General features: G+C 53.4%; 22 protein-coding genes and 2 pseudogenes. 11 read left to right on the top strand and 13 right to left on the bottom strand.

The features are described from left to right. The 3 genes and pseudogenes from S7A_RS19720 to S7A_RS19730 form a co-directional block, all read right to left on the bottom strand. A pseudogene (locus S7A_RS19720) lies at positions 1-452 on the bottom strand (metallophosphoesterase); the annotation flags it as partial. 236 nt (positions 453-688) lie between these two features. Beyond that, a complete protein-coding gene (locus tag S7A_RS19725) occupies positions 689-3,016 on the bottom strand; it encodes an FdhF/YdeP family oxidoreductase (RefSeq protein WP_009093116.1) in 2,328 nt (775 codons plus the stop codon). Between the two features lie 496 nt (positions 3,017-3,512). Continuing rightward, positions 3,513-3,851 (bottom strand): cupin domain-containing protein, encoded by a 339-nt coding sequence (locus tag S7A_RS19730; protein ID WP_009093117.1) that lies wholly within the window; start codon positions 3,849-3,851, stop codon positions 3,513-3,515. A gap of 189 nt (positions 3,852-4,040) precedes the next feature. Between S7A_RS19730 and S7A_RS19735 the strand changes: the two genes are divergently transcribed. Next, a complete protein-coding gene (locus tag S7A_RS19735; RefSeq protein WP_009093118.1) occupies positions 4,041-4,763 on the top strand; it encodes a 2-phosphosulfolactate phosphatase in 723 nt (240 codons plus the stop codon). 56 nt (positions 4,764-4,819) lie between these two features. Here the strand turns inward: S7A_RS19735 and yajD are convergent, their stop codons facing one another. From yajD to S7A_RS21045, 3 genes are all read right to left on the bottom strand, one after another. Next, positions 4,820-5,167, bottom strand: coding sequence for an HNH nuclease YajD (gene yajD, locus S7A_RS19740; RefSeq protein ID WP_009093119.1), 348 nt, complete (start codon positions 5,165-5,167; stop codon positions 4,820-4,822). Positions 5,168-5,343: 176 nt separating this feature from the next. Continuing rightward, on the bottom strand, positions 5,344-5,511 hold the full coding sequence (locus S7A_RS21540; protein ID WP_009093121.1) for a hypothetical protein: 168 nt from the start codon (positions 5,509-5,511) through the stop codon (positions 5,344-5,346). Between the two features lie 215 nt (positions 5,512-5,726). Continuing rightward, positions 5,727-5,903: a general stress protein gene (locus S7A_RS21045; RefSeq protein WP_009093122.1), complete on the bottom strand. Its 177-nt coding sequence runs from the start codon at positions 5,901-5,903 to the stop codon at positions 5,727-5,729. Positions 5,904-6,101: 198 nt separating this feature from the next. On the opposite strand from S7A_RS21045, the gene S7A_RS19745 reads away from it, so the two are divergent. The 3 genes from S7A_RS19745 (at position 6,102) to S7A_RS19755 (ending at position 9,842) form a co-directional block, all read left to right on the top strand. Then, positions 6,102-6,398 (top strand): hypothetical protein, encoded by a 297-nt coding sequence (locus S7A_RS19745; protein WP_009093123.1) that lies wholly within the window; start codon positions 6,102-6,104, stop codon positions 6,396-6,398. 349 nt (positions 6,399-6,747) lie between these two features. Next, positions 6,748-8,721, top strand: coding sequence for a methyl-accepting chemotaxis protein (locus S7A_RS19750; protein WP_009093124.1), 1,974 nt, complete (start codon positions 6,748-6,750; stop codon positions 8,719-8,721). A 104-nt stretch (positions 8,722-8,825) separates the two neighbouring features. Next, positions 8,826-9,842: an NAD(P)-dependent alcohol dehydrogenase gene (locus S7A_RS19755; protein ID WP_009093125.1), complete on the top strand. Its 1,017-nt coding sequence runs from the start codon at positions 8,826-8,828 to the stop codon at positions 9,840-9,842. A gap of 54 nt (positions 9,843-9,896) precedes the next feature. On the opposite strand, the gene S7A_RS19760 is transcribed toward S7A_RS19755, so the two are convergent. Together S7A_RS19760 and S7A_RS19765 are read right to left on the bottom strand one after the other, a co-directional pair. Further along, positions 9,897-10,565, bottom strand: a complete 669-nt coding sequence (locus S7A_RS19760; RefSeq protein WP_033736863.1) for a DUF2268 domain-containing putative Zn-dependent protease — start codon at positions 10,563-10,565, stop codon at positions 9,897-9,899. 361 nt (positions 10,566-10,926) lie between these two features. Continuing rightward, positions 10,927-11,328, bottom strand: coding sequence for an H-NS family nucleoid-associated regulatory protein (locus S7A_RS19765; protein WP_009093128.1), 402 nt, complete (start codon positions 11,326-11,328; stop codon positions 10,927-10,929). A gap of 275 nt (positions 11,329-11,603) precedes the next feature. On the opposite strand from S7A_RS19765, the gene S7A_RS19770 reads away from it, so the two are divergent. Next, positions 11,604-13,160: a sensor domain-containing diguanylate cyclase gene (locus tag S7A_RS19770; RefSeq protein ID WP_033736864.1), complete on the top strand. Its 1,557-nt coding sequence runs from the start codon at positions 11,604-11,606 to the stop codon at positions 13,158-13,160. A 153-nt stretch (positions 13,161-13,313) separates the two neighbouring features. On the opposite strand, the gene S7A_RS19775 is transcribed toward S7A_RS19770, so the two are convergent. Next, complete coding sequence (locus S7A_RS19775) at positions 13,314-13,715, bottom strand: H-NS family nucleoid-associated regulatory protein (protein WP_009093130.1); 402 nt, start codon at positions 13,713-13,715, stop codon at positions 13,314-13,316. Positions 13,716-14,930: 1,215 nt separating this feature from the next. On the opposite strand from S7A_RS19775, the gene S7A_RS21050 reads away from it, so the two are divergent. Then, on the top strand, positions 14,931-15,107 hold the full coding sequence (locus S7A_RS21050) for a DUF2256 domain-containing protein (RefSeq protein WP_009093131.1): 177 nt from the start codon (positions 14,931-14,933) through the stop codon (positions 15,105-15,107). Between the two features lie 66 nt (positions 15,108-15,173). On the opposite strand, the gene S7A_RS19780 is transcribed toward S7A_RS21050, so the two are convergent. The 3 genes from S7A_RS19780 to S7A_RS19790 all read right to left on the bottom strand — a co-directional run bounded on the left by S7A_RS19780 (position 15,174) and on the right by S7A_RS19790 (position 17,264). Further along, complete coding sequence (locus S7A_RS19780) at positions 15,174-15,479, bottom strand: hypothetical protein (protein WP_033736866.1); 306 nt, start codon at positions 15,477-15,479, stop codon at positions 15,174-15,176. A gap of 353 nt (positions 15,480-15,832) precedes the next feature. Beyond that, positions 15,833-16,069, bottom strand: a complete 237-nt coding sequence (locus S7A_RS19785) for a YgdI/YgdR family lipoprotein (protein WP_009093133.1) — start codon at positions 16,067-16,069, stop codon at positions 15,833-15,835. Positions 16,070-16,982: 913 nt separating this feature from the next. Beyond that, positions 16,983-17,264, bottom strand: coding sequence for a hypothetical protein (locus tag S7A_RS19790; protein ID WP_009093134.1), 282 nt, complete (start codon positions 17,262-17,264; stop codon positions 16,983-16,985). A 356-nt stretch (positions 17,265-17,620) separates the two neighbouring features. Between S7A_RS19790 and S7A_RS19795 the strand changes: the two are divergent. From S7A_RS19795 to feoB, 3 genes and pseudogenes are all read left to right on the top strand, one after another. Continuing rightward, positions 17,621-18,213, top strand: a pseudogene (locus tag S7A_RS19795) (Rpn family recombination-promoting nuclease/putative transposase). 167 nt (positions 18,214-18,380) lie between these two features. Continuing rightward, entirely contained in the window at positions 18,381-18,605 is a 225-nt protein-coding gene (locus tag S7A_RS19800; RefSeq protein ID WP_009093139.1) for a FeoA domain-containing protein, read from the top strand. After that, the gene (feoB, locus tag S7A_RS19805; RefSeq protein WP_009093140.1) at positions 18,605-20,929 is read left to right on the top strand and encodes a Fe(2+) transporter permease subunit FeoB; all 2,325 of its coding nucleotides are present in this window, start codon (positions 18,605-18,607) and stop codon (positions 20,927-20,929) included. The genes S7A_RS19800 and feoB overlap by 1 nt, the downstream gene beginning before the upstream one ends. Positions 20,930-21,157: 228 nt before the next feature. On the opposite strand, the gene S7A_RS19810 is transcribed toward feoB, so the two are convergent. Beyond that, positions 21,158-22,195: a tyrosine-type recombinase/integrase gene (locus tag S7A_RS19810; RefSeq protein WP_009093141.1), complete on the bottom strand. Its 1,038-nt coding sequence runs from the start codon at positions 22,193-22,195 to the stop codon at positions 21,158-21,160. Positions 22,196-23,034: 839 nt separating this feature from the next. On the opposite strand from S7A_RS19810, the gene S7A_RS19815 reads away from it, so the two are divergent. Next, a complete protein-coding gene (locus S7A_RS19815) occupies positions 23,035-23,502 on the top strand; it encodes an SgcJ/EcaC family oxidoreductase (RefSeq protein WP_009093142.1) in 468 nt (155 codons plus the stop codon). A gap of 270 nt (positions 23,503-23,772) precedes the next feature. After that, positions 23,773-24,984 carry an SfnB family sulfur acquisition oxidoreductase gene (locus S7A_RS19820; RefSeq protein WP_009093143.1) on the top strand — a complete coding sequence of 404 codons (1,212 nt, stop codon included), beginning with the start codon at positions 23,773-23,775 and terminating at the stop codon, positions 24,982-24,984. Positions 24,985-24,988 lie beyond the last annotated feature (4 nt).

Below are 24,988 nucleotides of genomic sequence, written 5' to 3' on the forward strand. Positions count from 1 at the left end.
TCGGTCAGTTGCAGAAGCTGATAGCCATCAAACTCAGCAGGCAGATTCGGCAGGAATAGCGTCACCTCTTTGACGGGAGGCACCCGTATTGCCTGCTGAACCCCGAAAGCCGCCAGCCCCATCGCCAGCAGGACGGTCAGATAGCGCGCACCGGGCGACAGCGGCAGCGGATGTCGCAGCAGCAGGGCAAGCAGCATGACAGCATCCAGCACGATCTGAAACACGGCCAGCAGCAGCACGGTGCCGTAAGCCCAGTTAAACAGAATGATGATGGCGCGGGGCATCTCGGCCGAGAAGATCCCGCCGGATGTGAAGCGACTCACCAGCAGATATTGAGAGGCCAGCAGCGCCAGTGCAGAGAGCAGGATTTTTACGGACAGGGGCAGGGACAAAGGAATAATGACGCGGGCAATGACATACCAGCTGGGTAAGCTGAAAATCAGGTGAAACATGGCAATCTTCCGGTGAGGCGCTGACGGTCAGCGCAGGCAGTTAAGAGAGGATAGCGAATGAAACCGTTTTAGCACGGTAAGGTATAGGATGAGTTTGCCGGGTCTGCTTCACGGCAGGTGCTCTGGCCGTGTTCAATCCGGCGCTGCGGGGCGCCTGGCCGGGACGAAAAAACCCGCGTGACCGGCACGCCGGCCACGCGGGTAACATCAGGTCTCACCCTTTGCGACACGCGGGTTCAGCGCAGCACACCCGACGTTGTCTGCGTCTCATCCGTCACGCGCGTCATGGCGATCGGAATGCTTTTGTAAGCCGGAATGCCGCTCTGCGTGTCGTGGCTGTCGAGCGGCACCATCACGTTGGCTTCCGGATAGTAGGCCCCGACCGATCCGGGTGCCATATCGATAATCACAATCGTCAGGTTTTTCATCTGGCGGGAGGTAGGATTGCCTTCAGGGTCCAGCGCCATCAGATCGACACGGTCGCCCACCCGCAACTGGCGTTTTTCCGCCTCTTCGGCATTAATAAACAGCACATCACGACGGCCCGTGACGCCACGATAGCGGTCGTTCAGCCCATAAAGGGTCGTGTTGTACTGGTCGTGACTGCGCAGGGTGGTCAGCACCAGGTCATGGCATTTCAGCGAGCGGGGATCTTCATTGATGCCCTGCATCACTTTGAACTGCGCCTTACCGGAAGGCGTATGCCAGACGCGTTCCGATGCGGCGTTATAGAGCCGGAATCCACCAGGGTGCTTAATCCGCTCGTTGAAGTTTTCGAACGCCGGAAAGACCGCTTCGATGGCGTCACGGATGCGGCTGTAATCGGCTGCCATCGCGGACCAGTCCACCACGCTGTCTGGCAGGGTCGCTTTAGCCAGCGCGGCCACCAGTGCCGGTTCCGATTTGAGATGCGGCGATGCCGGATCGAGCGAGCCGCGCGAGGCATGCACCATGGACATCGAATCTTCCACCGTCACACTCTGCGCGCCCGTTGCCTGCACATCCGTCTCCGTGCGGCCCAGCACCGGCAGCAGATAGTTATGCCTGCCGAGCAGCAGGTGTGAGCGATTCAGCTTGGTCGCCATATGCACAACCAGATCGAGATTGCGCATCGCCGGGAAGGTGACCTGGGGATCGGAGATCGCTTCTGCCAGATTACCACCCAGACAGAGCAGCGCTTTGGCTTTGCCATCGCGCATCGCCTTAATCGCCTCAACGGCACCGTGACCATGCTTCTGCGGCGGCCGGAAGCCAAACACTTTCTCAATACTGTCCAGCAGCGATTGCGGCGGGATCTCCGTGATGCCCACTGTGCGATCGCCCTGAACGTTGGAGTGACCGCGTAACGGACAGATACCTGCACCGGGTTTACCGATGTTGCCGCGCATCAGCAGCAGGTTGGCAATCTGCTGCACATTCTGGGTGCCGTACTGGTGTTGAGTGATCCCCATGCCGTAGCAGATAATCGTGCGTTCAGCGCTGGCATAAAGCCGGGCAACGTGCTGGATCTCTTCACGCGTCATCCCCGAGACCTTCAGGATATGATCCCAGTCGGTGCTCTCCAGGTCGGCTTTCAGCGCGTCGAAGCCTTCGGTGTGCTGAGTGATAAACGCCTCATCAATGACGCCCGGTTTGCCTTGACTCAGCGCTTCTTCATGCAGGGTCAGCAGGATTTTCATCACCCCTTTCAGCATCGCTGCATCGCCGCCCACCCGTACTTTGTAATAGGTTGAGGCCAGTTCAGTCGAGCTGAGCGACAGCATCTCTATCGGGCTTTGCGGTGAGGTAAAGCGCTCCAGACCGCGCTCCCGCAGGGGGTTGATCGCCACAATCGTGCCACCGCGCTTGGCGACTTCGCGCAGCGTCCCCAGCATGCGTGGGTGATTCGTACCGGGATTGTGACCAATGCATAACACCAGGTCGCAGTGGTCGAAATCCTCCAGCTCCACCGTGCCTTTGCCGACGCCGATGGACTCCGGCAGTCCGACGCTGGTGGGTTCATGACACATGTTTGAGCAGTCGGGGAAATTATTGGTGCCATATTCGCGGGCGAAGAGCTGCCACAGAAACGCGGCTTCATTTGAGGCCCGGCCGGAGGTGTAAAACTCCACGCTGTCCGGGTCTTCGTAACTGCGCAGGTGTTCACCAATCTCACGAAACGCGGTTTCCCATTCGATGGGCTGATAGGTGTCAGATGCGGCATCGTACTTCATCGGATGCGTCAGGCGGCCTTCGCCCTCCAGGTGCAGTGCGCTGCGCTCCCATAGCTCTGTCACCGTATGGGCGGCAAAGAAGGCGGGTGTGGTGCGTTTGCTGGTCGCTTCCCATGACACCGCTTTTGCCCCGTTTTCGCAGAATTCAAAGGACGAGGCATGTTGTGGATCCGGCCAGGCACATCCCGGACAGTCAAAGCCCTGCGGCTGGTTAACTTTGAACAGGGCGATAACATCCTGTTTTACAGACATCTGGCCGCGGATAGCATCGGCAACCGCCTTTAATGCACCCCAGCCACCGGCCGCGCCACCATAAGGGGCAATGCCATTTGTGCGATTTTGCTCTTTCATAATGCTCCACATTGTCTCTATTGTTATCGGCTAAGTCTGGTACAGAAAACCGTTAACCGCGTGGATTCTGGCTAATATGTCGCGAAATTCTTTCTCAAAATGTTTCGGTGGGTGCTGCGCCATCCTTTTCAGCGCGAAAATAAGCAGAGCGCCGCGCTGTCTTTGTCAGGAAATAAGCGAGGCGGACTGTCATGACTTAACAGGAATATCGTGCGTAATTTAAGGTTGGTAAGCATTGGTATCGCTCTTAACTTTTTAACTGACTGTTATTATTTATTTTAATAGAAGTGAATGGCTTGGAAAGTACCCGGAAATTAATTAGTTTCTGATAGGGAAAGTTGTGTCAATGAATTTCCTGACCTGTATTAAAGCGGCAATAATATTCACAGCCGCAGAAGGGAGATATCAGCAGAGGGTGCAGCGTGCGTGTTCAGCGTAAATATGACGGCAGCGTATTCTTGTGTTTCGCGCCTGCCGTAATGACAGAGGCGGTTGCTCAGGCTATATCTTCACGATCCCCGCGCGTCGTGGGATGCGAAATAACCAGAAATTCGACCGCTGCATCACCGTTATTCTGCGCCTGATGTGCAGATTGCGGGGGGATTTCGATACCCTGTTGCGCGCTGATATCCTGCACGGTGCCGTCAAGCTCCATCGTCAGCACTCCGCTAAGGACAAAGAAAAACTGTCTGGACGCCGCATGATAGTGCCGTTTCTCACGTGTGCCGGGCGGCATTTTTTCATGAATGATTAACATATCCTGGCGGTTGACCAGGTACCAGCCGTCGCATCTGTCACCCCACTGATAATGTTCCGCATTCTCTTTTGAAATCATCGTTCTGCTCCGGCGTCGTCGCTCATCTTCTCTGGCTGACTATAGCTGGCCAGGAAATTGATTTTCAAACATTTATTTCAGCCATCGTTTTCTTCCTGCGCAGCCTGATATTCTGAGTGGCGAGCGCCCGTTGGCAATCTGGCGCATGATCGCTGGCGATGAGTGGCAGGCTGCCACGGAGGATAAGAGATGCAGTGGTGTAATCAGGCGCAGTCTGACATCCGTCTTGAGTGGGGGCCCGCGGCCGTCGGTTACGTTGCTCAGGATGTGGACTGTATTGTGATCGTTGACGTCATGTCATTTTCCACCTGTGTCAGTCTGGCGGTCGACCAGGGCGCACAGGTTTATCCGTACCCCTGGAAAGATGCCTCTGCGTTGACGTATGCAGACAGCATTGGAGCAAGGGCAGCCAGCCCTGACAGGCTGAGTGGTTCAGGCGGTTTCAGTCTCTCTCCGGCGTCGATGCGAAAACTGGCCGCGGGCGAAAAACTGGTGCTTCCCTCTCCCAATGGTTCAGCGATTTCGTTCCTGGCGCGGGAGAGTGGCGTGACGGTATTCAGCGGCTGTTTCCGGAATCTCTCACTCACTGCCAGAGCCTGTCGTGACTTCCGGCGCGTCCTGGTTATCCCCTGCGGCGAGCGTTGGCCTGACGGCACGCTTCGCCCTGCGATCGAGGACTATCTGGCCGCAGGCGGCATTATTGACGCTATCGGACGTGAACGCTGTTCCCCGGAAGCGCAGGGGGCGGTCGCCGCCTGGCAGCAGATCAATCCGCTATCCCTTCGCGAGTGCTCTTCAGCCCGGGAACTTCAGCAGCGCGGATTTGGTGAGGATGTCGATCTCTGTCTGGAGGTGGACAGCGGGCAACAGGCATGTCAGTTGCAGGGTGATTTTTATACCGCCCGGCAGTGAAGGATCTGAGCCTGTCAGTGCGCGTTCAGCGACCCGACAGGCGGGAAGGGCAGAAGTTACTTCTTCTTATTCATCATCGATTTCAGGTCAGCAAAAGGATTGTAGGTGGCTTCACCGACATCCTTTTGTGCATCCTCGCCTGCCACGACGCGGGTGCCGTACTGGTCCGCCTCGGTATACTTCGAGTGCTCATGGTCATGACAATAGAGACACAACAGTTCCCAGTTACTGCCATCTTCCGGGTTGTTGGTGTGGTCATGGTCAATATGGTGAACCGTCAGTTCACGCAGGTTTGAATAAACAAACTCGCGCGAGCAGCGACCACACACCCAGGGATAGAGTTTGAGTGCTTTTTCACGGTAGCCGCTTTCAAGCCGCGCATAGTTTTTAGGGATTAAAGCCATTGCCGAAAGTACCTGTTATGCAGAGAGGTTCACGAGAGTGCTGCCAATATATCCCACAATCGGAGAGAAGAAGAGATCATCCTCTGCTGTTGTGAAGGAGTGGGTAAAAACAGCCATTTATTTCAATCGGATAGCCGGAATAAATGGCTGTTTTGCGCTTTGCTTACGGCGTTCCACTAAATGTAATGCATAACACCATAAACGGCCCAGAAAATGGCGTTAGCACCAAGATAAGTCCAGCATCCCCAGTAGGCAATGGGTTCGCGGCGAGTGCGAAGTTTAGGCAGAAAGGCCAGTAAATAGAGTGCAGAGGCAATAAGCGAAACGAAATAGAAAAATTTCATCGTTCTCTCCTGATTAATATCCTTTATTTCAGGATAGTCAGGACTGACTATTTTGCGCGGTGCTTCATCAGACGAATGATAAACCCTCCCTCTGCCAGCCTGTATCGGCAACGTTCAGAAGGAAACAGAGCGAAACGGCGGAGTGAGAGCACCGGACATCGTCGGCAGAGATGCCACTCCATGGCGTACAAACTCCTAAAGCGCTTTATTCAGAACTACTTAGAAGGACGGCGACTAATCTTGCCTCCTTTCCGACCCGCTTCCCTGGCTTTTTCATGATCATTCTTGAAATTGCCCCCACTGACCTTGCCTCCTGCACTGCCAGCTTCACTCGCGCGTTCTGGATCGTTGGCAAAATTACCGGCACCACCTCTGTATTTCTGTTGTGTCATAGAAAGACCTCCTATCAGTGTTCCGTGAGATAAAAAGGACTAGCTAGTCACAGCAGGAAGGATAGTCGTCCGCTTCGTTTAAGCAAAGGCTGACCATGAATTCCTTGATAAGCGGAGGGGTAATGAATGAATTTTTAGCGCCGGCAGGGTCATGGCAGTTGAACTACGCTTAAAAGCCTGACGAAAAAGGAGAACGCAATGCGTAATGACACCTTAATCGACACGCTGGAGCTGGGTTCCGGTGGACAGAAACAGAAATATGAAATTTATGGTGATGATGACCAGATGCCCACTTATGCCGTGATCTACCGGCAGCAGGGCGAGAGCTGGCAGGCCCTGGAGGAGAAGCTTACTTTCGCTGCGCAGGATGAACAGCAGGAGGCAACAGGAGCAATGGGCTACGGCTCCGGCGATACATTGCCAGATTTGCGCGATCTGCCCGCTGAAGCGCGGGCGCGGTGCGAAGAACACTGGCAGGAGCAGAACGAAAGGTAGAAGGAAAGTGTGCCGCTCAGTTCCTGAAACCGTGCGGCCACGTAATTTATCCGGATGCGGCGGAAGAGAGGCCCGCGCAGCTTTATATCTTCCTGGCCTGCCGCTGCCCGGGGTTACATTATGCTAATAAAATGTAACAAATTCATTGATTAAACCACCTGCAGCAATCGTTAAAGGTTTTCCCACTACGGGCGATAACCCATAGGCGTTGAGCCCGCCGATCATTGACGAAACCGGTACTCAGCGCCGAGTTCTGAACGCGAACGGACCTGCATTTAGCCCTCCTTTTACACACCAGTAAACGCAAAATTTATGCGTAAGTTAATCTTATAAAAGCGAAAATAATAATATGTCGATCATCAAGACGATCAAAAGTCGCCTGCCTGCTGCGCGTCTCCGGCGTAGCAGCCAGCCTGCAAATGGCACTTACGATTGCCGTGCAATGCCTGCTTCACTCTCTTCCATCGGCCTGAGCGCACGCGCGGGCGGGATCCTGATGACCTTTGTTCCGCCTGAGGCGGATTTCCGGCGGGTCAGTCAGGCCTGGCAACGCTTTACGTCTGCCGATCTGACGGTGCTGACACTCTCCTCTAATGGCGCGCTGAGCAGCAGCCGTCCACAGAGCACCTACTGTGAGGGGAATGGTCCCGAAGGGAGCTATCTCTGGCTGCCGGACACGCTGATCGCCCGTCATGAGACGCACATTGTCGATCTTCATGTCGCCGATACGCAGACCGCCAGCCAGCGCATCAGCGCCATCCAGCAGGAGCTGGCGCGATTGCCGGTGCGGATGCCGCTCTCTGCCGACCGTACTTTCGCCATGATTTACTGTGACGGGCTTTCCGCATCAGAAGGTTTTCTGATGCAGGCCTGGTACAACAGCGGCCGCTTCCCCTGCCTGGCCATTGGCGGTTCAGCGGGCGGCCGGATCTCCTTTGATGGCACCTGGATCGGTGTCGGTGGCAAGGTGCTGCAGGGCAAAGCGGTGATCGTTTTCTGCCAGATGGCGCCAGGAAAATCCTTTGCGCCGTTTAAAAGCCAGAACTTTACGCCACGCGATCAGAGCTGGCTGATTGCTGAAGCTGACCCGGTCGCGCGTACCGTCACCTCGGTATTTAACCGTCACGGTCAGCAGCAGCCCTTTGTTCCGGCGCTGTGCGAACACCTCAACTGCAGTGAAGCGCAACTGGCCGAGCGGCTGAAAGGGCTGACCTTTGGCGTTAAAGTCGGGGATGAGTTTTTTATCCGCTCCATTGCCAAAATCGAATCCAGCGGCGTGCAGTTTTTCTGCGACCTGGAGTTTGGTGACCGGCTGTTCCTGATGCAGGAAAAAGATTTCCAGCAGACGACGCAGCAGGAGTGGCAGGCGTTTACCGCTCAGCACGGTAAACCGGCGGCGATTCTGATGAATGACTGTATCCTGCGCCGCGTCGGCAATGCCGACAAGCTGCACAATGCCCATTTCTTTAAAGGGATTGCCGCCGCCGGTTTTTCCAGCTTCGGCGAAATTCTGGGCGTGCCGATCAACCAGACGCTTTCGGCGCTGGTGTTCTTCAATCGCGATGTGAAAGCCATGAGCCAGTTCCCGGTGGAGTATGCCGGTTATGCCGCGCATTACGCGCAACGCGGTCTGCGTCGCTGGGAAGCGCTGAACAGCATCCAGACGCGGGTGCTCGATCGGGTCATCACCTATCAGCAGGCACTGACTCCGCTGATGGAAGCGCTGCCGGTGCTGGAACTGGCGACCCAGAGCCAGGGCGAAACCCTGAGCCTGGCGGAGAGCAGCATCCGTAACATCAGTAACATCGCGACCGAAAGTCAGCAGGCACAGGGCCGGCTGGATGAGGGGCTGGACGATCTGGAGAAAATCTCTAACGGCATCAACGACATTACGCACGGCATCAGCAACATTGCTTTCCAGACCAATATTCTGGCCCTGAATGCGGCAGTTGAGGCGGCGCGCGCAGGCGAGGCGGGACGCGGCTTTGCCGTGGTGGCAGGCGAGGTTCGTCGGCTGGCGCACTCGTCGAAAGAGCAGGCTGAAGCGACCGCCAGTAACATCAGTGAGGCCGTAAGCACCATCTCACGTATCCGGCTGGTGGCCAGTGATTCAGCGCAGACCGCCGCGCAGATGGCAGAGCGCAGCATCAACGCAGCCGACACGCTGGCTGCCATGAATCAGCAGACGCGACATGAGCGCGCCGATATTGCGAAGCACCTCGGAAGCCTGCGTGAACTCACGCAGGGCATGGACGCGATGCAGGAGGCAGTAGCCCAGCTTAAGGTGCTGCAGACGCTCTCCGGCGCACAGGTTAAAGGCTGATTTATCTCGATAAAATGTAAGAAATTGCGATATAAGCGCATCGGCCAGGCAAGCCGCGCCCGCAGTTGTTACACTTGTCGGTGATTAACCACGCAGAGGTATAAATGAAAATCAAAAGTTATGCAGCCATGCAGGCTGGCCAGGCCCTGGAACTCTATGAGTACGATGCCGCCGAGCTGGCAGCCGAAGAAGTTGAGGTCGAGGTCGAGTATTGTGGCGTCTGCCACTCAGACCTGTCGATGATCGACAACGAATGGGGCATCTCTCAGTTTCCGGTGATCGCCGGACACGAAGTCATCGGCCGGGTCTCTGCCCTGGGTGATGCGGCTAAAAACAAAGGACTCTCTGTCGGTCAGCGAGTGGGCATTGGCTGGACGGCAAAAAGTTGTCAGCACTGTGATGCCTGTATCAACGGCGAACAGGTCAACTGCCAGCAGGGCAGTATCCCGACCATCATGAACAAAGGTGGTTTTGCCGAGAAGCTGCGCGCTGACTGGCAGTGGGTGATCCCGCTGCCGGAGAAGCTGGATGCAGCGACCGCGGGTCCCCTGCTGTGTGGCGGGATTACCGTCTTTAAACCGCTGCTGATGAGCAACATTACTGCCACCAGCCGCGTCGGCGTGATTGGTATCGGCGGTCTGGGCCACATTGCGATTAAGATCCTGCACGCGATGGGCGCCGAAGTTGTGGCCTTCAGTTCAACTCCGGATAAGAAGCAGTCAATCCTGGATATGGGTGCGGACGAAGTGGTCAACAGCCGCGACGCTGAAGCCCTGAAGAAACAGGCGGGTCGTTTTGATCTGATCCTGAGCACCGTCGCTGTCGACCTCGACTGGAAGCCCTATTTCGCTGCGCTGGCTCCTCAGGGCAAATTCCACACCGTGGGTGCTGTGATGAAGCCGATTGAAGTGAGTGCTTTCGAACTGATCATGGGTGACAAGGCGGTGACGGGGTCGTCTACCGGTTCGCCAGGGCAGCTGCGTTCCCTGCTGCGCCTCGCTTCCCGGGCTGACATTGCCCCACAGGTTGAGTATTTCCCGATGTCTGACATCAATAAGGCGCTGGACCACGTTCGTGCCGGTAAAGCCAATTACCGGGTGGTACTGAAAGCCGATTTCTGATGGAAGCCTGAATAATCAATGCCGCAGCAGCCTGCTGCGGCATTTTTTTTATCTTCACTGTGTGACTAATCCCTCTTCCAGAGCCGCGGCAATGACGTCATCTGCTGTGACGCCGAACCATTTTTCTATCGGACATGCCCGATGACGACGATGCCAGGCGGCAACCATCTGATAGCCCAGCGTATACCCATACCAGCGGCGATATGCACCGGTGCCGAAGAACCAGGCTGAATGGTCGTACCGGGCGCTTTGCAGCGTCGTCAGTGGGACCGGGTTAGCCTGTAATTCACTGCGCTCGATGGCACACTCCCAGGGTTCTGCCGCTGTTTCCAGCAGCCAGCAGACAAACTGACCGGCCAGACCTTCGCTGACTAATGCCTCGCCCAGCGTCCAGCCATACCCGGGCCCGCGCATGCGCAGACAGTGATGGACCTCATGCACGATCTGCCGTATCAGCCTGCCATTTTGCAGCTCCCGGGACAGGTTCGGGTTTGCCGGATCAATGGCCATGCCGAACAATGTCGAACTGTAAGCCCTGCCTGCAAAACCTATTTCAGGTATCACAGCCTCCGGTACGCACTGAATTAATATATCCAGACGTGGAACGTCTGTTACGCACGAGAGATGGTGGAAGGCGGTCTCAGCTTCCCTGACGATAACCGATTCGTACTGCCTGACCTGACCTGATGCCTCCAGCCAGTGCAGTTTCCAAAGATGGTTCACAGGGAACTCCTTTCAGGGGGATAGTCATTTCTCTATCAGGCAGTCTGGCGTAATCCTGTCGAATCTGAAAGCGATGCCCTTTATCACTGACAGGAGGGGCTGAAAACTTCGACGGGTATCGCATCAGGTATCGACTGCTGTCTTGATATTCTCGCCAGCACGATGACATTGCCATCGTGCTGGCGCATGGTGGTGCCGACTTAGGGGAAGGTAGGCAGGCACAGTTTCTTGATCGACCGATGTTTAATAACATACGCGGCGGGATGGGGCATGACCAGGGCAAGGATCAGACCCTGGTCATGCCTGAATACCGCGATCGGCTGCACCGTGCAACCAGCGTACGGCAGTACGTTCACCCTGATCAGATCAGGAAATCATTCAGCGACTGACCCTTATCAATGGCCGTTTTGATCACGCTGGGCGTCCGACCCTGACCTGTCCAGAAGTGAACCTGGCCCTGATCATCGCTGTAACGGTATTTCGCCGGACGCTTCGCCCGTTTCTTTTTACCGGTAGCCGGGGTCGGGGTGCTGTTGACCAGCTCCGCCGGATTAATGCCTTCTTCCTGCAACAGCTCCTGGTAGAAGGCCAGCTTCTCCGCCTTCTCACGCGCCTCTGCTGCCCGCGCATTTTCCTCTTCGCGACGCTCGTTCACCACGGCCTCTAATTTCTGATGTAACTCTTCCAGCGTGGCCACAGTCAGATGGCGTGCCTCGGCGCGAAGCGTGCGGATATTATTCAGGCTGTTCAGGTTCTTATTCATACAAAATTCTCAAATACTCAAGTTAATCAATAAAGTGCAAATTTTTCAGCGGGCAAGGGTAACACTGACCCGCATGCCATTTGAAGTCTCTCTGTAGATTTATGCACTGCTTTTCCGGTTTTGGGTGTGTTACCTGAGTTGAACCGACGTAATATAAAAGCGAAATCTGCTGATAAAATAGCGATTATCGCTATCGAAAGGGGATTGCGGGATTTACATTTTTGCCGGGGGATAACTGTGCTTAAATCAGTCAACAGGTTTTATTAAGGACAGGCATGAAGTTTCGCCGTAAAAATGATGAGACAGCGTCAGGGATTTCCCCCCTTCTCAGAAGCATTACGCTGTCAGGCGTATTGCTTGCTGTCCTGGTGATTGGATCCGATCTCTGGTCGTTGCGTGAAGACTGGAACAACACCGTCAGGAAAGTTGAAGATACGGCGGTCAACCTGTCGCTGTCGCAGGCGCGCCAGGCGGACGATACATTTTTACAGACCGAACTCTCTTTGCGTGAATTACAGCGCGAGCTCGAAAAGCAGATTGCGACGAACGGGGTGGATGGCCAGGGGCTGAGTGAGACGATGCGCCTGCTGCAGAGCCGTCTGCCTCAGCTTCACGGCCTGTTTTACTATGATGCGCACGGTAAGTGGATAGCAACTTCCATGAATCGCATCCCGCCTGATATCAATAACGCCGATCGCGAATATTTTGCTTATCACCGCTCCAGCCTGCGAAACACTCTGCATGTTGGCCCGGTGCTGCGCAGTCGCACCACGCATGAACTGGTGATTCCGGTGACGCTGCGCGTTAATGATGCCTATAATGGGTTTCGCGGCGTTTTACTGGCTACCATCAAGGTGGACTATTTCCGCCGTTTTTACAGCTACTACGAACTCAGTGAAGGGGATGTACTGGTGCTGATGCTGGCAGACAGTACGGTGCTCTACGCCCGGCCAATGCCGGATAGCTACATCGGCAAAAACCTCTCGGTGAGTCCGCTTTTCCTGCAGATGCTGGCGAATGCCGACAAAGGCAGCGGTCAGTGGACCGCCGCGCTGGATGGTAAACAGCGCATCTTTGGTTTTGTCCGATCGCAGCGCTATCCGCTGGTGGTTGCCGCCGGGTATGACAAACGCGCCCTGTTTCAGCACTGGCTCAGAGGCTGGGTACAGGATCTGATACTGAGCCTCATCCTGCTGGCCGTTATCATCTTACTGGGTAACTTTGTACTGCGTCAGGCACGGCATACGCTGCGGTATCAGCGTGAGCTGACCCGACTGCGCGATGAGCTGACCGCAGCTAACCGCTCCCTGGAAAATCTGGCTCACAGCGATGGCCTGACTGGCGTCGCCAACCGGCGCTATTTTGATCAAATGCTGATGCAGAGCCTGCAGAAGGCTGCGCTCAGCGGCGAGCCCGTATCACTGATTCTGTTTGATATCGACTATTTCAAACGTTACAACGATACCTATGGCCATGTGGCCGGTGATGACTGTCTGAAAAAAGTCGCTGCCGTGCTGGCAGAGAAGACGCGGCGTAAAAACGAACTCACGGCACGCTACGGCGGAGAAGAGTTTGCGATTATTCTGCCGGATCAGCCGCTGTCAGCCGCGCTCCATCTCGCTAAAACCCTCATCGAAGCCGTTAATCAGCTTGATATTCCGCACCTCACTTCTGAACTGCCGCAAAAGCATGTCACGCTGAGTGCTGGCTGTGCTGTAAGCCTGGCGGCTGACTCTCCGTCAGCGCCTCAGGCGTTGATAGCGCGCGCGGACGAGGCTCTGTATCGTGCAAAACGGGCAGGGCGAAACCAGGTTATGGGTGAAGAGCAGTAACGCGGAAGATCAACCATTGAGGGAACTAATGTGGTGTCAGGAGGGTATGACAGACATGCATGACGGGGTTAGTTTCATCGCGTTTCACTTAACAACAGGATGCAGAAAACCCGCCGGGCAACGCCGGGCGGGTTTTGATAAACGCCTGCTGGATTAAATCAGGAAATCGTCCAGCGATTTACCTTCATCAATGGCAGCTTTAATCGCAGAAGGGGTACGGCCCTGACCGGTCCACTGCTTAACTTCGCCATTTTCATCGGTGTACTGATATTTGGCAGGGCGGGGCGCACGCTTTTTCTTCTCTGTCGGCGCAGTCTGCATACCATTTAACAGCTCGTTAGGATCGATACCTTCCTGCAGCAGTAATTCGCGGTATTTTGCTAGTTTTTCTGCTTTTTCACGATTAGCCGCTTCTGAAGCCTGCGCTTCTTCACGACGCTCGCTAACGACAACGGAGAGTTTTTCCAGCATTTCTTCTAAAGCAGCAAGATCAAGTTCGCGAGCGTTAGCGCGAAGGGTACGGATATTATTCAAGCTATTGAGAGTGTCACTCATCAAAGTCACCATAGTCATGTTCAGATAATAAAATACAGAGCGGGTTCACGCTGATGCTTTTCGTCAGACCTGCTTTTTTAGGATGCTTGCCTTCGAAGAATCAAATACAGAACCTGGAGTTCAACACAGCCATATTAATCGCTTTCTGAGAGAGTTGAAACTCTATTTAGCGCATCAGCGTTAAACAAAAGTAAATTTATGCATTTTTACCCTTTTCTCACGTACGCTGTCAAAAAAAACCTGTCAGCCCTCATCGGATAATTCAGTCTGTTACCAGACTTGTTCGCCATTTTTCAAGCGAAGCCGTGTGCTCTCAGATTAGGTTCATGAGCAGAAAAAGATAAAATTATTTACACCGGGCGTCAGATAAACGGCGAATGCTTATCCTGTCAGGAAGGGATAAGCTGTGAAAACCCTTATTAAATAACGCCAGAGCGGTTAATTCCAGGCCGCCTGGTTAGACCGGTTTTATTTGTAACGCACTGTATTTGATTAATTTTATTTGGAGTGGCCTGGTGCTGTTAACATAATCAGGATGCGGATAGTTTACTAAACGTTGTGCCGTTTGGCTTTAATACGTTACGCGAATACGTGCTTAAACCGATGGACATAACTTAAGCGGAATCATGCGACGCTAATCCGTTCTTCAGAGATTATTTACGGTTCTAATTACTCTGCGTACAGGCACAGACTGGACAACTAAGTGCATCAGGGGGCGCTAATGTCATCGTGCGTAATATTATCTGACGGTATTATTGCACAGGATGCATTAAACGTGGCACATCATTGCTGTCTGAGGTGGGTGAGGATCTTATGATCAGCATCGTAAAAACATTGCAAAGCGCACAGGTATCGACAGCCTGTTGCATGACACCCTGCAAAATAGCGCCCCTGACTATCCCCTAACCTTGGCGGGCATTAACAGAGTCCGATGGTTGCCTGATGTAATTAATTTGCTTTTAAGAAGCGTACAGTTTAACGCTGTATATAACAGCCAGAGTACAGATGTCGATACCGGCTCAGGCTTTGATGTGCCCGTTTCGCCAGATAATATGGTCAGATTTTACACGGTTATAAACAGCTGAGACCGTTCTGAGTCTGACGATGACATCATGGATCAGGTGATCCGGAAAACGTTGCGCTGTCGGGTTGAGCTACACTCAGAGAACAGAGGGGTTAACAGCAGCGTCAGGATTGATTAAGCGGGGGAGTAACGTGTTTAAGGGGAATAAAAAGTCATTACCGGTTCGTTACTGTCAAATGTGCAAAAAACCGATGAGCTGGCGGAAAAAATGGGAAAGATGCTGGGAGGAAGTGAAATATTGTTCTGAACGCTGCCGACGCGCGGCGCATGCACAGCGCAGGGATCAAACAGAGAACGATCCTCTGTAAAACGTTATAACGGTGAAACAGAACGGGCCAGAAGGCGTTCTCCTGGCCACGCCTGTCATCAGATCATCACTGCTGAACCTCAATCTGTTGCCAGCCCTGTCTGAACATACAATCTTTCACCAGAATTTCGCGCTGACTTTCGTTCGCGTCACTGGTGGAGTAGTCGGTATCCGTTGTTTTATGCTTGTCGTCGTGAGACGTGTATTTGCCACTGACAATGTTATCAGGCGGCAACTCACGCAGCGCCTGAGCCTGACACGCGGTTTCTGCCATCATCTCCTGCTGCTCAGAGGCATCAGGTTTAACCCATTTGTACTGAACGCATCCGGTCAGACAGAGAGTGAAGAAAAGTAACAGGAAAGGTTTCATCATCTGTTTCTCAGCGATTATTCAAAAGTCATACCGCCACCGACATACGTGGTTTTAACACCGGCGGCTATAATTTCTGGCCCAGTCTCCAGGCTATAGCCCGTTCCTGTCTGAGCAACCTCAACGTCATCTATCGTCTTTTTATCCACTGACTGTCCGGATAGATACCGCTGGAGGAGTGGCCCGTCTCTGCCTCAAGGGTGGTGAAGTGTTTACCCTGTTCTGCGTTGTGGCCTGTCGCCATTGCAGAGGAAGAGGCACACAGTGCTAAGCCAGGACCGCTCAAACGACATTCCATCGAACCTGTTTTCCGTGAAGTCAGAGGATGAGGTAACTCTGCTCAGTGCAGAAAAGGCCTATTTTTGTACAATTTCCTTAACATCATGCTGCTGGAGCTGATGCATATTTCCATCTGTATCTTTATAGGCAATCATGCCGGTCTCTTTGTCTTTAGCCGGCTTGCCTTTGGTGGTAATCATGTGACCATCCGTGGTTGAGATGATGTAACTCCCGGAGCAGGCAGCCAGTGACATGGCTGAGAGCATCATGGCAAGGATAATGGCACTTCTGTGGATAAAGGCTGAGGATTTCATAACCGTTCCCGTATATTCCTGTTTAAGACGATGCCGTATTATGTTTTCGCATTCTTAAACGACGTGATAACAGTAGGGCGTTCAAAAGATTTATGTGAATTAAATTGATCTGGATCATTTATAACAAGCCGAGTCCCCTCTCTTAACGGCAGCCTTATCCAGCCACTACAATCCGCTTTAAATTCTGGCAGAACAATGACACCGAAGAGCACACACGCTTATGCTTGGCGTTATGCAAAGATTTCGCATCGGGATAAAGCCTCAATGTAATTGCACGTTACTATTGGATTTCAAATTAACCCTATATTGCTTCTCACCTGAGTGGTTCTTTTTTACATAAATCGCTAAGTCATTCAGGCGTTATAGCCGACTCAAGGGGAGGGTATTTGCCGAATCAGGGCGAATTTAATGGTGTTACTTGCTTAACAGCCCGCGAGGGATTACGTTTTCAAAGACAATTCAGAGAGCAGGATATAGCATCCATAACAGCATCCTGGCACTTGTACCGGATAATGGAAGCCACGACGGTCTGAGGCCTGATGTGCAGACGGAAAAGAAAGAGCAGATTATTTGTCATCAATCTTTTTATTAGTTACAACAACCAATAAGAGCTGGCAGTATTATCCGAGCTAGCCTGCGCCTCGCTGCCCCTCTCTGACAATTATCATCGAGCTGTTCTGAAACTCCGAGTGCCCTTTGACAAGCCGCCCCGCACGGCCCGGAGGGCCGTAACACCTGTTTTTATAGCATATGCATGATGTAACTAAATATACAGGTGGATGTCAGATCAGATATAGCGGCCGGTCAGTAAACCCAATGCTTAACTTAAATAAAAGGCTCCTGAGGTGTCAGAAACCTTTTCCGGTATCACGCGGTCAGATAATGCAACGATTCGCCCATTGCGCAGGCCGAATCAACTGACCTGAAAAGCAATAAAAAGACCGTTATTGAACCAGGTCACTTTCTCGCCCGCCTCGTTGAGCATCCATCCGGCTTCACCCATAGACGAATTGTTCCAGCTTTTGTATTCAGTCGCGCTGGCCAGACCGATAGCATTAATGGTTTTAGCGGCACGATTATAATTGAAGCAGCAATCTGAATTCAGGCCAGCATCATTCCACATCCCGAGTAACTCTGCGTAGCCGATATCAGCACCGCTGACGCTTTTCGCTTCTGATATATTTAATAAGCGCATATTAACTCCCTCAACATTTAAGTTACATTAACTGGGTATTGCGGCGTCATTTTATCAAAAAAGTCTTTTTTCACGCTCCTGGTCCAATAAATTTGCAGGCCAGAATAACAATTAAATTTTTTCAAAGAGAATAGCTAATCGAACTGCTTCGATTGACATTTTTGCAGGCACACGATATCCACTTAAAAAAGTGAGCCAGGCTTTATTGCAGGTTAAAAAGGTGAACAGAACGTGAGTAAGAACAGCATAACGTTTTGAGCCATGTGCCTTGTGTTTAAATAACGCCCGTTGTAACTCTGCATCGTTGCTCTTGCGCCTGTGGTAGTAAACGTGTCCCTATTTCGGAGTCAGGGCAGATGAAGACAAACTATACCCCTACACCTCATGACGCTATGTTCCGTCAATTTCTGACCCAGCCAGATGTTGCCCGTGATTTTATGGAAATCCATCTTCCGGCAGAGCTTCGGGAAATATGCGATCTCAGCACACTCACGCTGGAATCCGGTTCGTTTGTCGAGGATGACCTTCGGCAATATTTCAGCGACGTGCTTTACAGCCTTAAAATACGCGCTGGCGACGGTTACATTCATGTTCTGATTGAGCATCAGTCTACGCCCGACAAACATATGGCCTTCCGTCTGATGCGCTATGCGGTGGCGGCCATGCAGCGTCATCTGGAAGCGAAACATCCGACGCCCAATCCTTTGTTCGCGAACTGGCACAGCGTGTGTCGCAACACGGAGACGCACTCATGACCATCGCACAACAACTTGAGCAAAAAGGCATCGAGGAAGGGATTCAGATTGGCAGAGAGAAGGGCCATTCTGAAGGTGAACGCGACGCAACCCTGAAAATTGCGCGGACGATGCTGCAGAATGGCCTCGACCGCGATACCGTCATGAAGATGACCGGCCTGACCGACGAGGAACTGTCACAAATCCGCCACTGAGTTCGCCTCATCCTCCCGTTAATCCCGCTGAATTATCCCTTTTACAGCCTGTTGAACTGCCGTTTACCCTGACGGCCATTTTCCCCTGCCTGTCCGACGTCAGATCAAAAATCGAAACGCTTATCATTTGTAGAATAAGTGCTTCTTACTCAGAGGCAGAACAGGGTATGACAATTAACGCAGGCTGCTCCTACCGGATAGTGGGCTATCAACCCTCGGTCAATTCTACCTGGCGTCAGAAATTATTGACGATGGGCATGCTGCCGGGCGCAGTGATTGAAATTATTCGTGTCGCCCCCCTGGGTGACCCGGTACAGATCTCAACCCGTCGTGTCACTCTGGCGGTGCGGCAGGGTGACCTGGACGCAATTATTCTGGAGGAAATCGTCTGATGAAAAAGATAACCATCGGGCTGATTGGTAATCCTAACACCGGCAAAACAACGCTGTTTAATCAGCTCACCGGCGCCCGCCAGCGGGTGGGGAACTGGGCGGGCGTCACAGTTGAGCGTAAAGAGGGACAGTTTTTCACCGCTCAGTCAGATGTCCGGCTCGTCGATTTACCGGGAACCCGCTCGCTGACAACGCTGTCCGCTGAAAGCTCCATCGATGAGAGCATCGCCTGCCAGTACCTTTATCAGGAACATGCCGATGTGGTAATCAACGTCGTCGATGCCTCCCGTCTTGAAAGCAATCTGTTCCTGACGCTTCAGCTGCTGGAACTCGGGCTACCCTGTATTATTGCCCTCAACATGCAGGATATCGCCGCCAGCCAGAACATCACTATCGATACGGAAGCCCTGTCAGCCCGGATGGGCTGTCCGGTTGTTTCACTGACCTCAACCCGGGGTGACGGCATTGCACAGCTTAAGGCGTTGATCGATGAACCGCAGATTTACCGCGCACCGGAGCAGGTGCGCTACCCGGCAGCGATTGAATCGGCCATCGGGCAGCTATGTCAGCAGATGTCCGCCTCAACAGCGCCACAGAAACGCCGCTGGCTGGCCTTACAGTTGCTGGAGGGGGATATCAACAGCCCGAAGCTTTGTCCGGAACTGGAATCCCACTTACCTGAAATCAGGCAGCAGGCGGGCGAAGAGGCGGGTGTACAGATTGCCGACTATCGTTATCGCGCCATTAATGCAATCTGTGCGGCCGTCAGTCATAGCGATCAGGCCGTGCCCGCGAATCTGACCAGCCGGATTGATCAGGTTGTGCTGAACCGCTGGCTGGGCATTCCGATATTTCTGGCGGTGATGTATGTGATGTTCGTGCTTTCCATCAATATCGGCGCCGCCCTGCAGCCGCTTTTCGACAGCAGTTCGGTGGCAATATTCATTCATGGTGCACAATGGCTGGGTGCGGTCTGTCACTTCCCGGCCTGGCTGACGGTGTTTCTGGCGCAGGGGATCGGGGCTGGCATCAACACCGTGCTGCCGATTATTCCGCAGATTGGCCTGATGTTCCTGTTTCTCGCTTTTCTGGAAGACTCGGGCTATATGGCTCGCGCCGCCTTTGTGATGGATCGGTTGATGCAGTCACTGGGCCTGCCGGGCAAATCATTTGTGCCGCTGATTGTTGGCTTTGGCTGTAACGTGCCGTCAGTGATGGGGACACGCACGCTGGACACGCCGCGTGAGCGTCTGCTGACCGTGCTGATTGCACCCTTTATGTCATGCGGTGCGCGGCTGGCAATCTTTGCGGTGTTCGCTGCGGCATTTTTTCATGCGCACAGCTCCAGCCTGGTTTTCTCCCTCTATCTGCTGGGTATTGTCGTCGCGGTCGTGACCGGGCTGGTACTCAAGCATACCCTGCTGGGAGGTGAAGCCTCACCGTTCATCATGGAGCTGCCGGTCTATCACCGGCCCCATCTCAAAAGTCTGCTGCTGCAGACGTGGCAACGGCTGAAAATGTTTGTGGTGCGGGCCGGGCAGGTCATCATCCTGGTGAGCATGCTGATTGGTGTACTGAGCAGTTTTGCATTCAATGGCCAGCTGGTGAATGACATTAACCACTCCGCACTGGCTGCGACCAGTAAAGCGATTACGCCGGCGCTGCTGCCGATGGGTGTCACACAGGATAACTGGCAGGCCACTGTCGGACTGGTGAGCGGTATTATGGCGAAAGAGGTGGTAGTGGGAACACTCAACAGTCTTTACACCACCGAGGCGATTCAGAGCAGCCCGTTCGATCCGCAGGCTTTTGACCTGGGAGGAGAGTTAAGAGAGGCGCTGACTGACACCTGGGCTGGTTTAGCGGCTGCGTTCAGGATTGATGCACTGGCGCATCCCATTGAAGCCAGTAAAGGTGATGGCGAGATGGCCTCCGGCCCGATGAATGTGATGTCGGATAAATTTGGCAGCGGCTTTGCCGCCTATAGCTATTTGATCTTTGTACTGCTTTACGTCCCCTGCGTTTCCGTCATGGGGGCGATTGCACGCGAAGCAGGCAAAAAATGGATGATGTTCTCCTTTTTCTGGGGACTGAACATCGCCTACACCACGGCAACGCTCTTTTATCAGGCGGTCACGTTTGCCCGTCATCCCGCATTCAGCGCGATCTGCATCTTATGTGTCCTGGTGCTGAATGTCATCATTCTGCTGGCACTGCGCAAAGCAGGGAACCGTGTGCAGAACATCCCCATCATGTTCAGGGAGGAGAAAAGACGCTGTCAGGGCTGCCACGGCAATTGTGATAAGCAGGGCGGATATGCCTGACCCGATCAACCGGAGATAGCGTCAGTTAATGACCAGGGGCAAGGCCGGAGATCTGAATATAATGGCGGCGACGCGTCAGGAAACGGCGAAACCGCCTGTTAATCAGTGAGATGGTTCAGGAATAAAGCCCGAAAAGTGCTGTCCCGTACCGGTTTACTCACAGGCTGTCCACTTTTTCTGTGGATAACTTCATCCGCCGAAGACGCTGAACGCGCTTTTATGTCAGCGTTAATCAGGCAATGCGCCGTCAGCATGCTGTTCCATAAACTCCACCATGGCCCCTTTATGGGCTTCGACATGACGAATATAGCGCATCAGCGTCTCCGGCTTTTTCCAGGTGCCTTCCTGCATGATTCTGGCTATGGGGTAGCCTTTGTCTGCCATATCCTGTGCTGCGCCAACCCTTGCGCTGTGGCCACTCCAGCCGGTATAGCGATTTTTATTGGCTTTCACGCCTCCGGTTTTTCCGACGCAGCGCCAGGCGCGTTCGAAAATCTGCTCCAGAGCCCGGGTGCTCATAGGTTTTTCGGCTGGGAGGGAACGCCCCGAGCGGTGGACAGCGGTAAACAGGTAGGCATCGGGCTGGCCGGAAAGCCCGGATGCCTCCAGCCACTCCTCCAGCCGCTGGGTGGAACGCGAACTGAGGGCTTTAATTAATCCACCGGTCTGTACGACGGTTTTGGTCCAGGCCACGTCCAGAATGATACGTCCATCACCGGCACGCATCACATCACGCACCCGTAACCGCGACAGTTCACTGATACGCAGCAGCGTTGCGTATGCGACGTGCAGAAAGGCCAGATCGCGGCGCGCCTGGAGGCTGTCAGCACCTGACCACTGCCTGTCCAGCGCCAGCAGATCGCTCAGCCTGAAGGGCACAGCCTGTCCCGCCCGCTCGCCACTCATCACCGCCACCCGGTTGATCTTCTTCATCGCACGAAAAACCTGCGGCGAGGTGTTGGGCACGGGCAGACCTGCGTTACGGTGTAACATCGAAATCAGAGCCGCATGTGATGTAACGGTGGAGGAAGCCCGCCCGCTTTCAGCCAGGAAAGTAAGATAGTCGCGCAAATCATCGGCGCTCATCGGCAGGAAGCTGCGCTGATTTTCTTCCGACCACTGATTGCAGATCCGCATCACGCTCAGAAGCTGTCGCCACGTGTTAGGCGAAAAGGCCTCTTTGTCCTGCACAAATTGTCTGAGGCGTTCAACGATATCCCCGCTCCGGTTCATCTGCAGTTCAGTTAACGGCACTAGCTCTGTCATTTTTGCTCACTGATTAACCGAAAACGGCGTTGATCGCGCTACGTGAATTCTGAGAAAAAAGCAGGGGGTTAACCGGCCAGAATTTACGTAGCGCTGCCATTTTATAAAGTGGTTTTGACTGTCTGTCATCATAACCCGGCGCATCCATACTGTCATGACTTCGTATAAGAATAATTATACGAAGTTAGTAAGAAGATCCACTTTTCATCAGGAGGCAACGACGGCCGCAAGGAATCTACTGACATTCGCGAGGATATCGACACCGTATGGAAAGTGACAGGAAAGAGGCTCAGGAATGAAATTCAGAAATCGCGCCAGAGGTTTATCCGAATTTAAGCGGGAAGGCAGCGAAGCTGATGGTTTATGTTTAACTGAGAGCCGTCAATATACAGTCGTGAAGTAATTAGCCATCTGGCGTTGATTAAAAAACTGCAACGCTATATTTCCCTCCGCTTTGAATATCACCCGAAACGCTGCGGACACGTTATCTGCGCCCCCTGCTTTACTCCTGAAAAATGCGCCTTAACGCCGTTAAAAATCCGATGAGGAGAACATGAAATCAGCATATAAATCTAAATAATCGCATATCAGAGATTTAAGTTTCATGCAGAGCAGGGCGTAAGGTAACGTTACGCCACAATAGCAGAGCACGTATAGCCAGCATTAACAAAAGAATAACTAAACCCGGCTGCTTTTTATTCATTACGGCATCAGAAAATAATTACATCCTTTACATTTCAGATTCACGATTCCTTATTTTAACCCGTATTTACCGGTGTTCTCTCAGAGATCAGAGAGAGCGCCACCCTAAGCCAGGATGAGTTAATGGAGACTATTTCATGAAAAAAACATTATTATCATTATCCCTGACAGGTCTGCTTTGTGCGCCCGCCATTACGCTGGCACAGCAGCCGGAAACCTGCATTAAAGCCTCTGAACAGGATGTCGCCAGCCTGTTCGACAAGTGGAATGACACGCTGGCAACCGGCGATGCGACGAAGGTTTCGCAACTCTATGTCAGTGATGCAGTATTACTGCCCACCATCTCCAATCAGGTCAGACTCACCGATCAGGAACGGATTGATTATTTCAAAGACTTTCTGAAAAAAGGGCCGCGCGGTAAAATCAACTCCCGCACCATCAGAACCGGCTGTAATAAAGCAATTGATGCCGGCGTTTATACCTTTACGTTTAAAGATAACACGCAGGTAACCGCGCGCTATACGTTTACTTACGTCTGGGATGGAAAAGGCTGGAAAATTTCGACCCATCACTCCTCGGCCATGCCGGAGTCGGCAAGCAAATAATACCTGCACATCATTACCATAAAAATTAAAACCAGCCTCTGAAGCTGGTTTTAATTTCATATAAATCGACACTTCCCCTTCTGTAGTACCAGACATATATGCATTTAAAATGCAAAGCTGCAATATGAATTAGCTTTGCGGATATTGTAATAACCGCGCTATTTACTTCGTTCTGACCAGCTGCCTATTATCGCTTTCAACGTTAATTAATGTGATGCACTCAATATCAGCCTGCCTGATTTGATGTCTCGCTCTTTTACCGGAAGCGCCATGAATCTTATTTCCGATCCACCCGAAACCTTTCAGGCGGCCGTCATAACCTGTCAAAAACAGGCCATTCAGGCTGCGCATGCGCTGGCTGAACAGGCGAAACCGGGTGCTGTTGCCCGGGATCAGCAGCGGCTCTATCCCCGTGAACTGATCAGCCAGTTTACCCGGCTCGGACTGGGCAGCATCAGCGTGCCACGCCGCTTTGGCGGGGGCGGGCTGGATTTCCAGACCGTGGCGGAGGTCTTCCGCATCATCTCTGCCAGCGATCCCTCCCTGGGCCAGATCCCGCAGAACCACTTTGGCCTGATCCAGTTCATTCTTGGCGAAGGCGAACCGTCACAGCAGGAAAAATGGCTGCAGGCGGTGGTCAGTGGCAAGCGACTTGGCAATGGTGGCCCTGAAAAGAACACCCGCCATACGCGCGACATCCAGGCCCGACTGGTGCGTGAGGGTCAGACATCGCGTCTGAGCGGGGTGAAGTTCTACTCAACCGGCGCATTGTTCGCGGATATCCTGGTCACGACCGCACTGCAGGAGGACGACAAGCCGGCCATGGCTTTTATCCCGCTGCCTGCCGAAGGGGTGGAGATCGTGGATGACTGGTCAGGGATGGGTCAGCGTACCACCGCCAGCGGAACGGTAAGGCTTGATCGGGTCATCGTCGGGCCTGACGCAATCATTCCCCTGCCATCGTCAGACAAACCGACCCTGCGAGGTGCGGTGTCACAGCTGATTCAGGCAGCGATTGATGCCGGTATCGCGCAGGGCGCGCTGGACGATGCGCTGGAGTTTGTCCGCCATCACTCACGTCCCTGGGTGGATGCAGGCGTCGCTCGCAACGCTGATGACCCCTATATCCTGGCTGACATCGGGCGCATCAGTACCGAACTGAGTGCCGCGAATGCCCTGCTGCGACGGGCGGCCCGCGTGCTTGATTCGCTGGCCTCGCAGCCTCTGACGGCGGAAAACAGCGCCGCCGCCTCAATTGCCGTGGCGGAAGCCAAGGTGCTGACCACCGATATCGCGCTGCGTGCCAGCGAAAAGCTGCTGGAATGGGGTGGAAGCCGCGCGACGCTGCTGCAGCATGGACTCGACCGCCACTGGCGCAATGCCCGCACCCACACGCTGCATGACCCGGTGCGCTGGAAAACCCACGCCATTGGCAATTACTACCTCAATGCGATCTACCCTGCGCGCCATGCGTGGATTTAAGGAG

This window comes from Pantoea sp. Sc1, from assembly GCF_000255315.1.
Taxonomy (GTDB): Bacteria; Pseudomonadota; Gammaproteobacteria; order Enterobacterales; family Enterobacteriaceae; genus Pantoea; species Pantoea anthophila.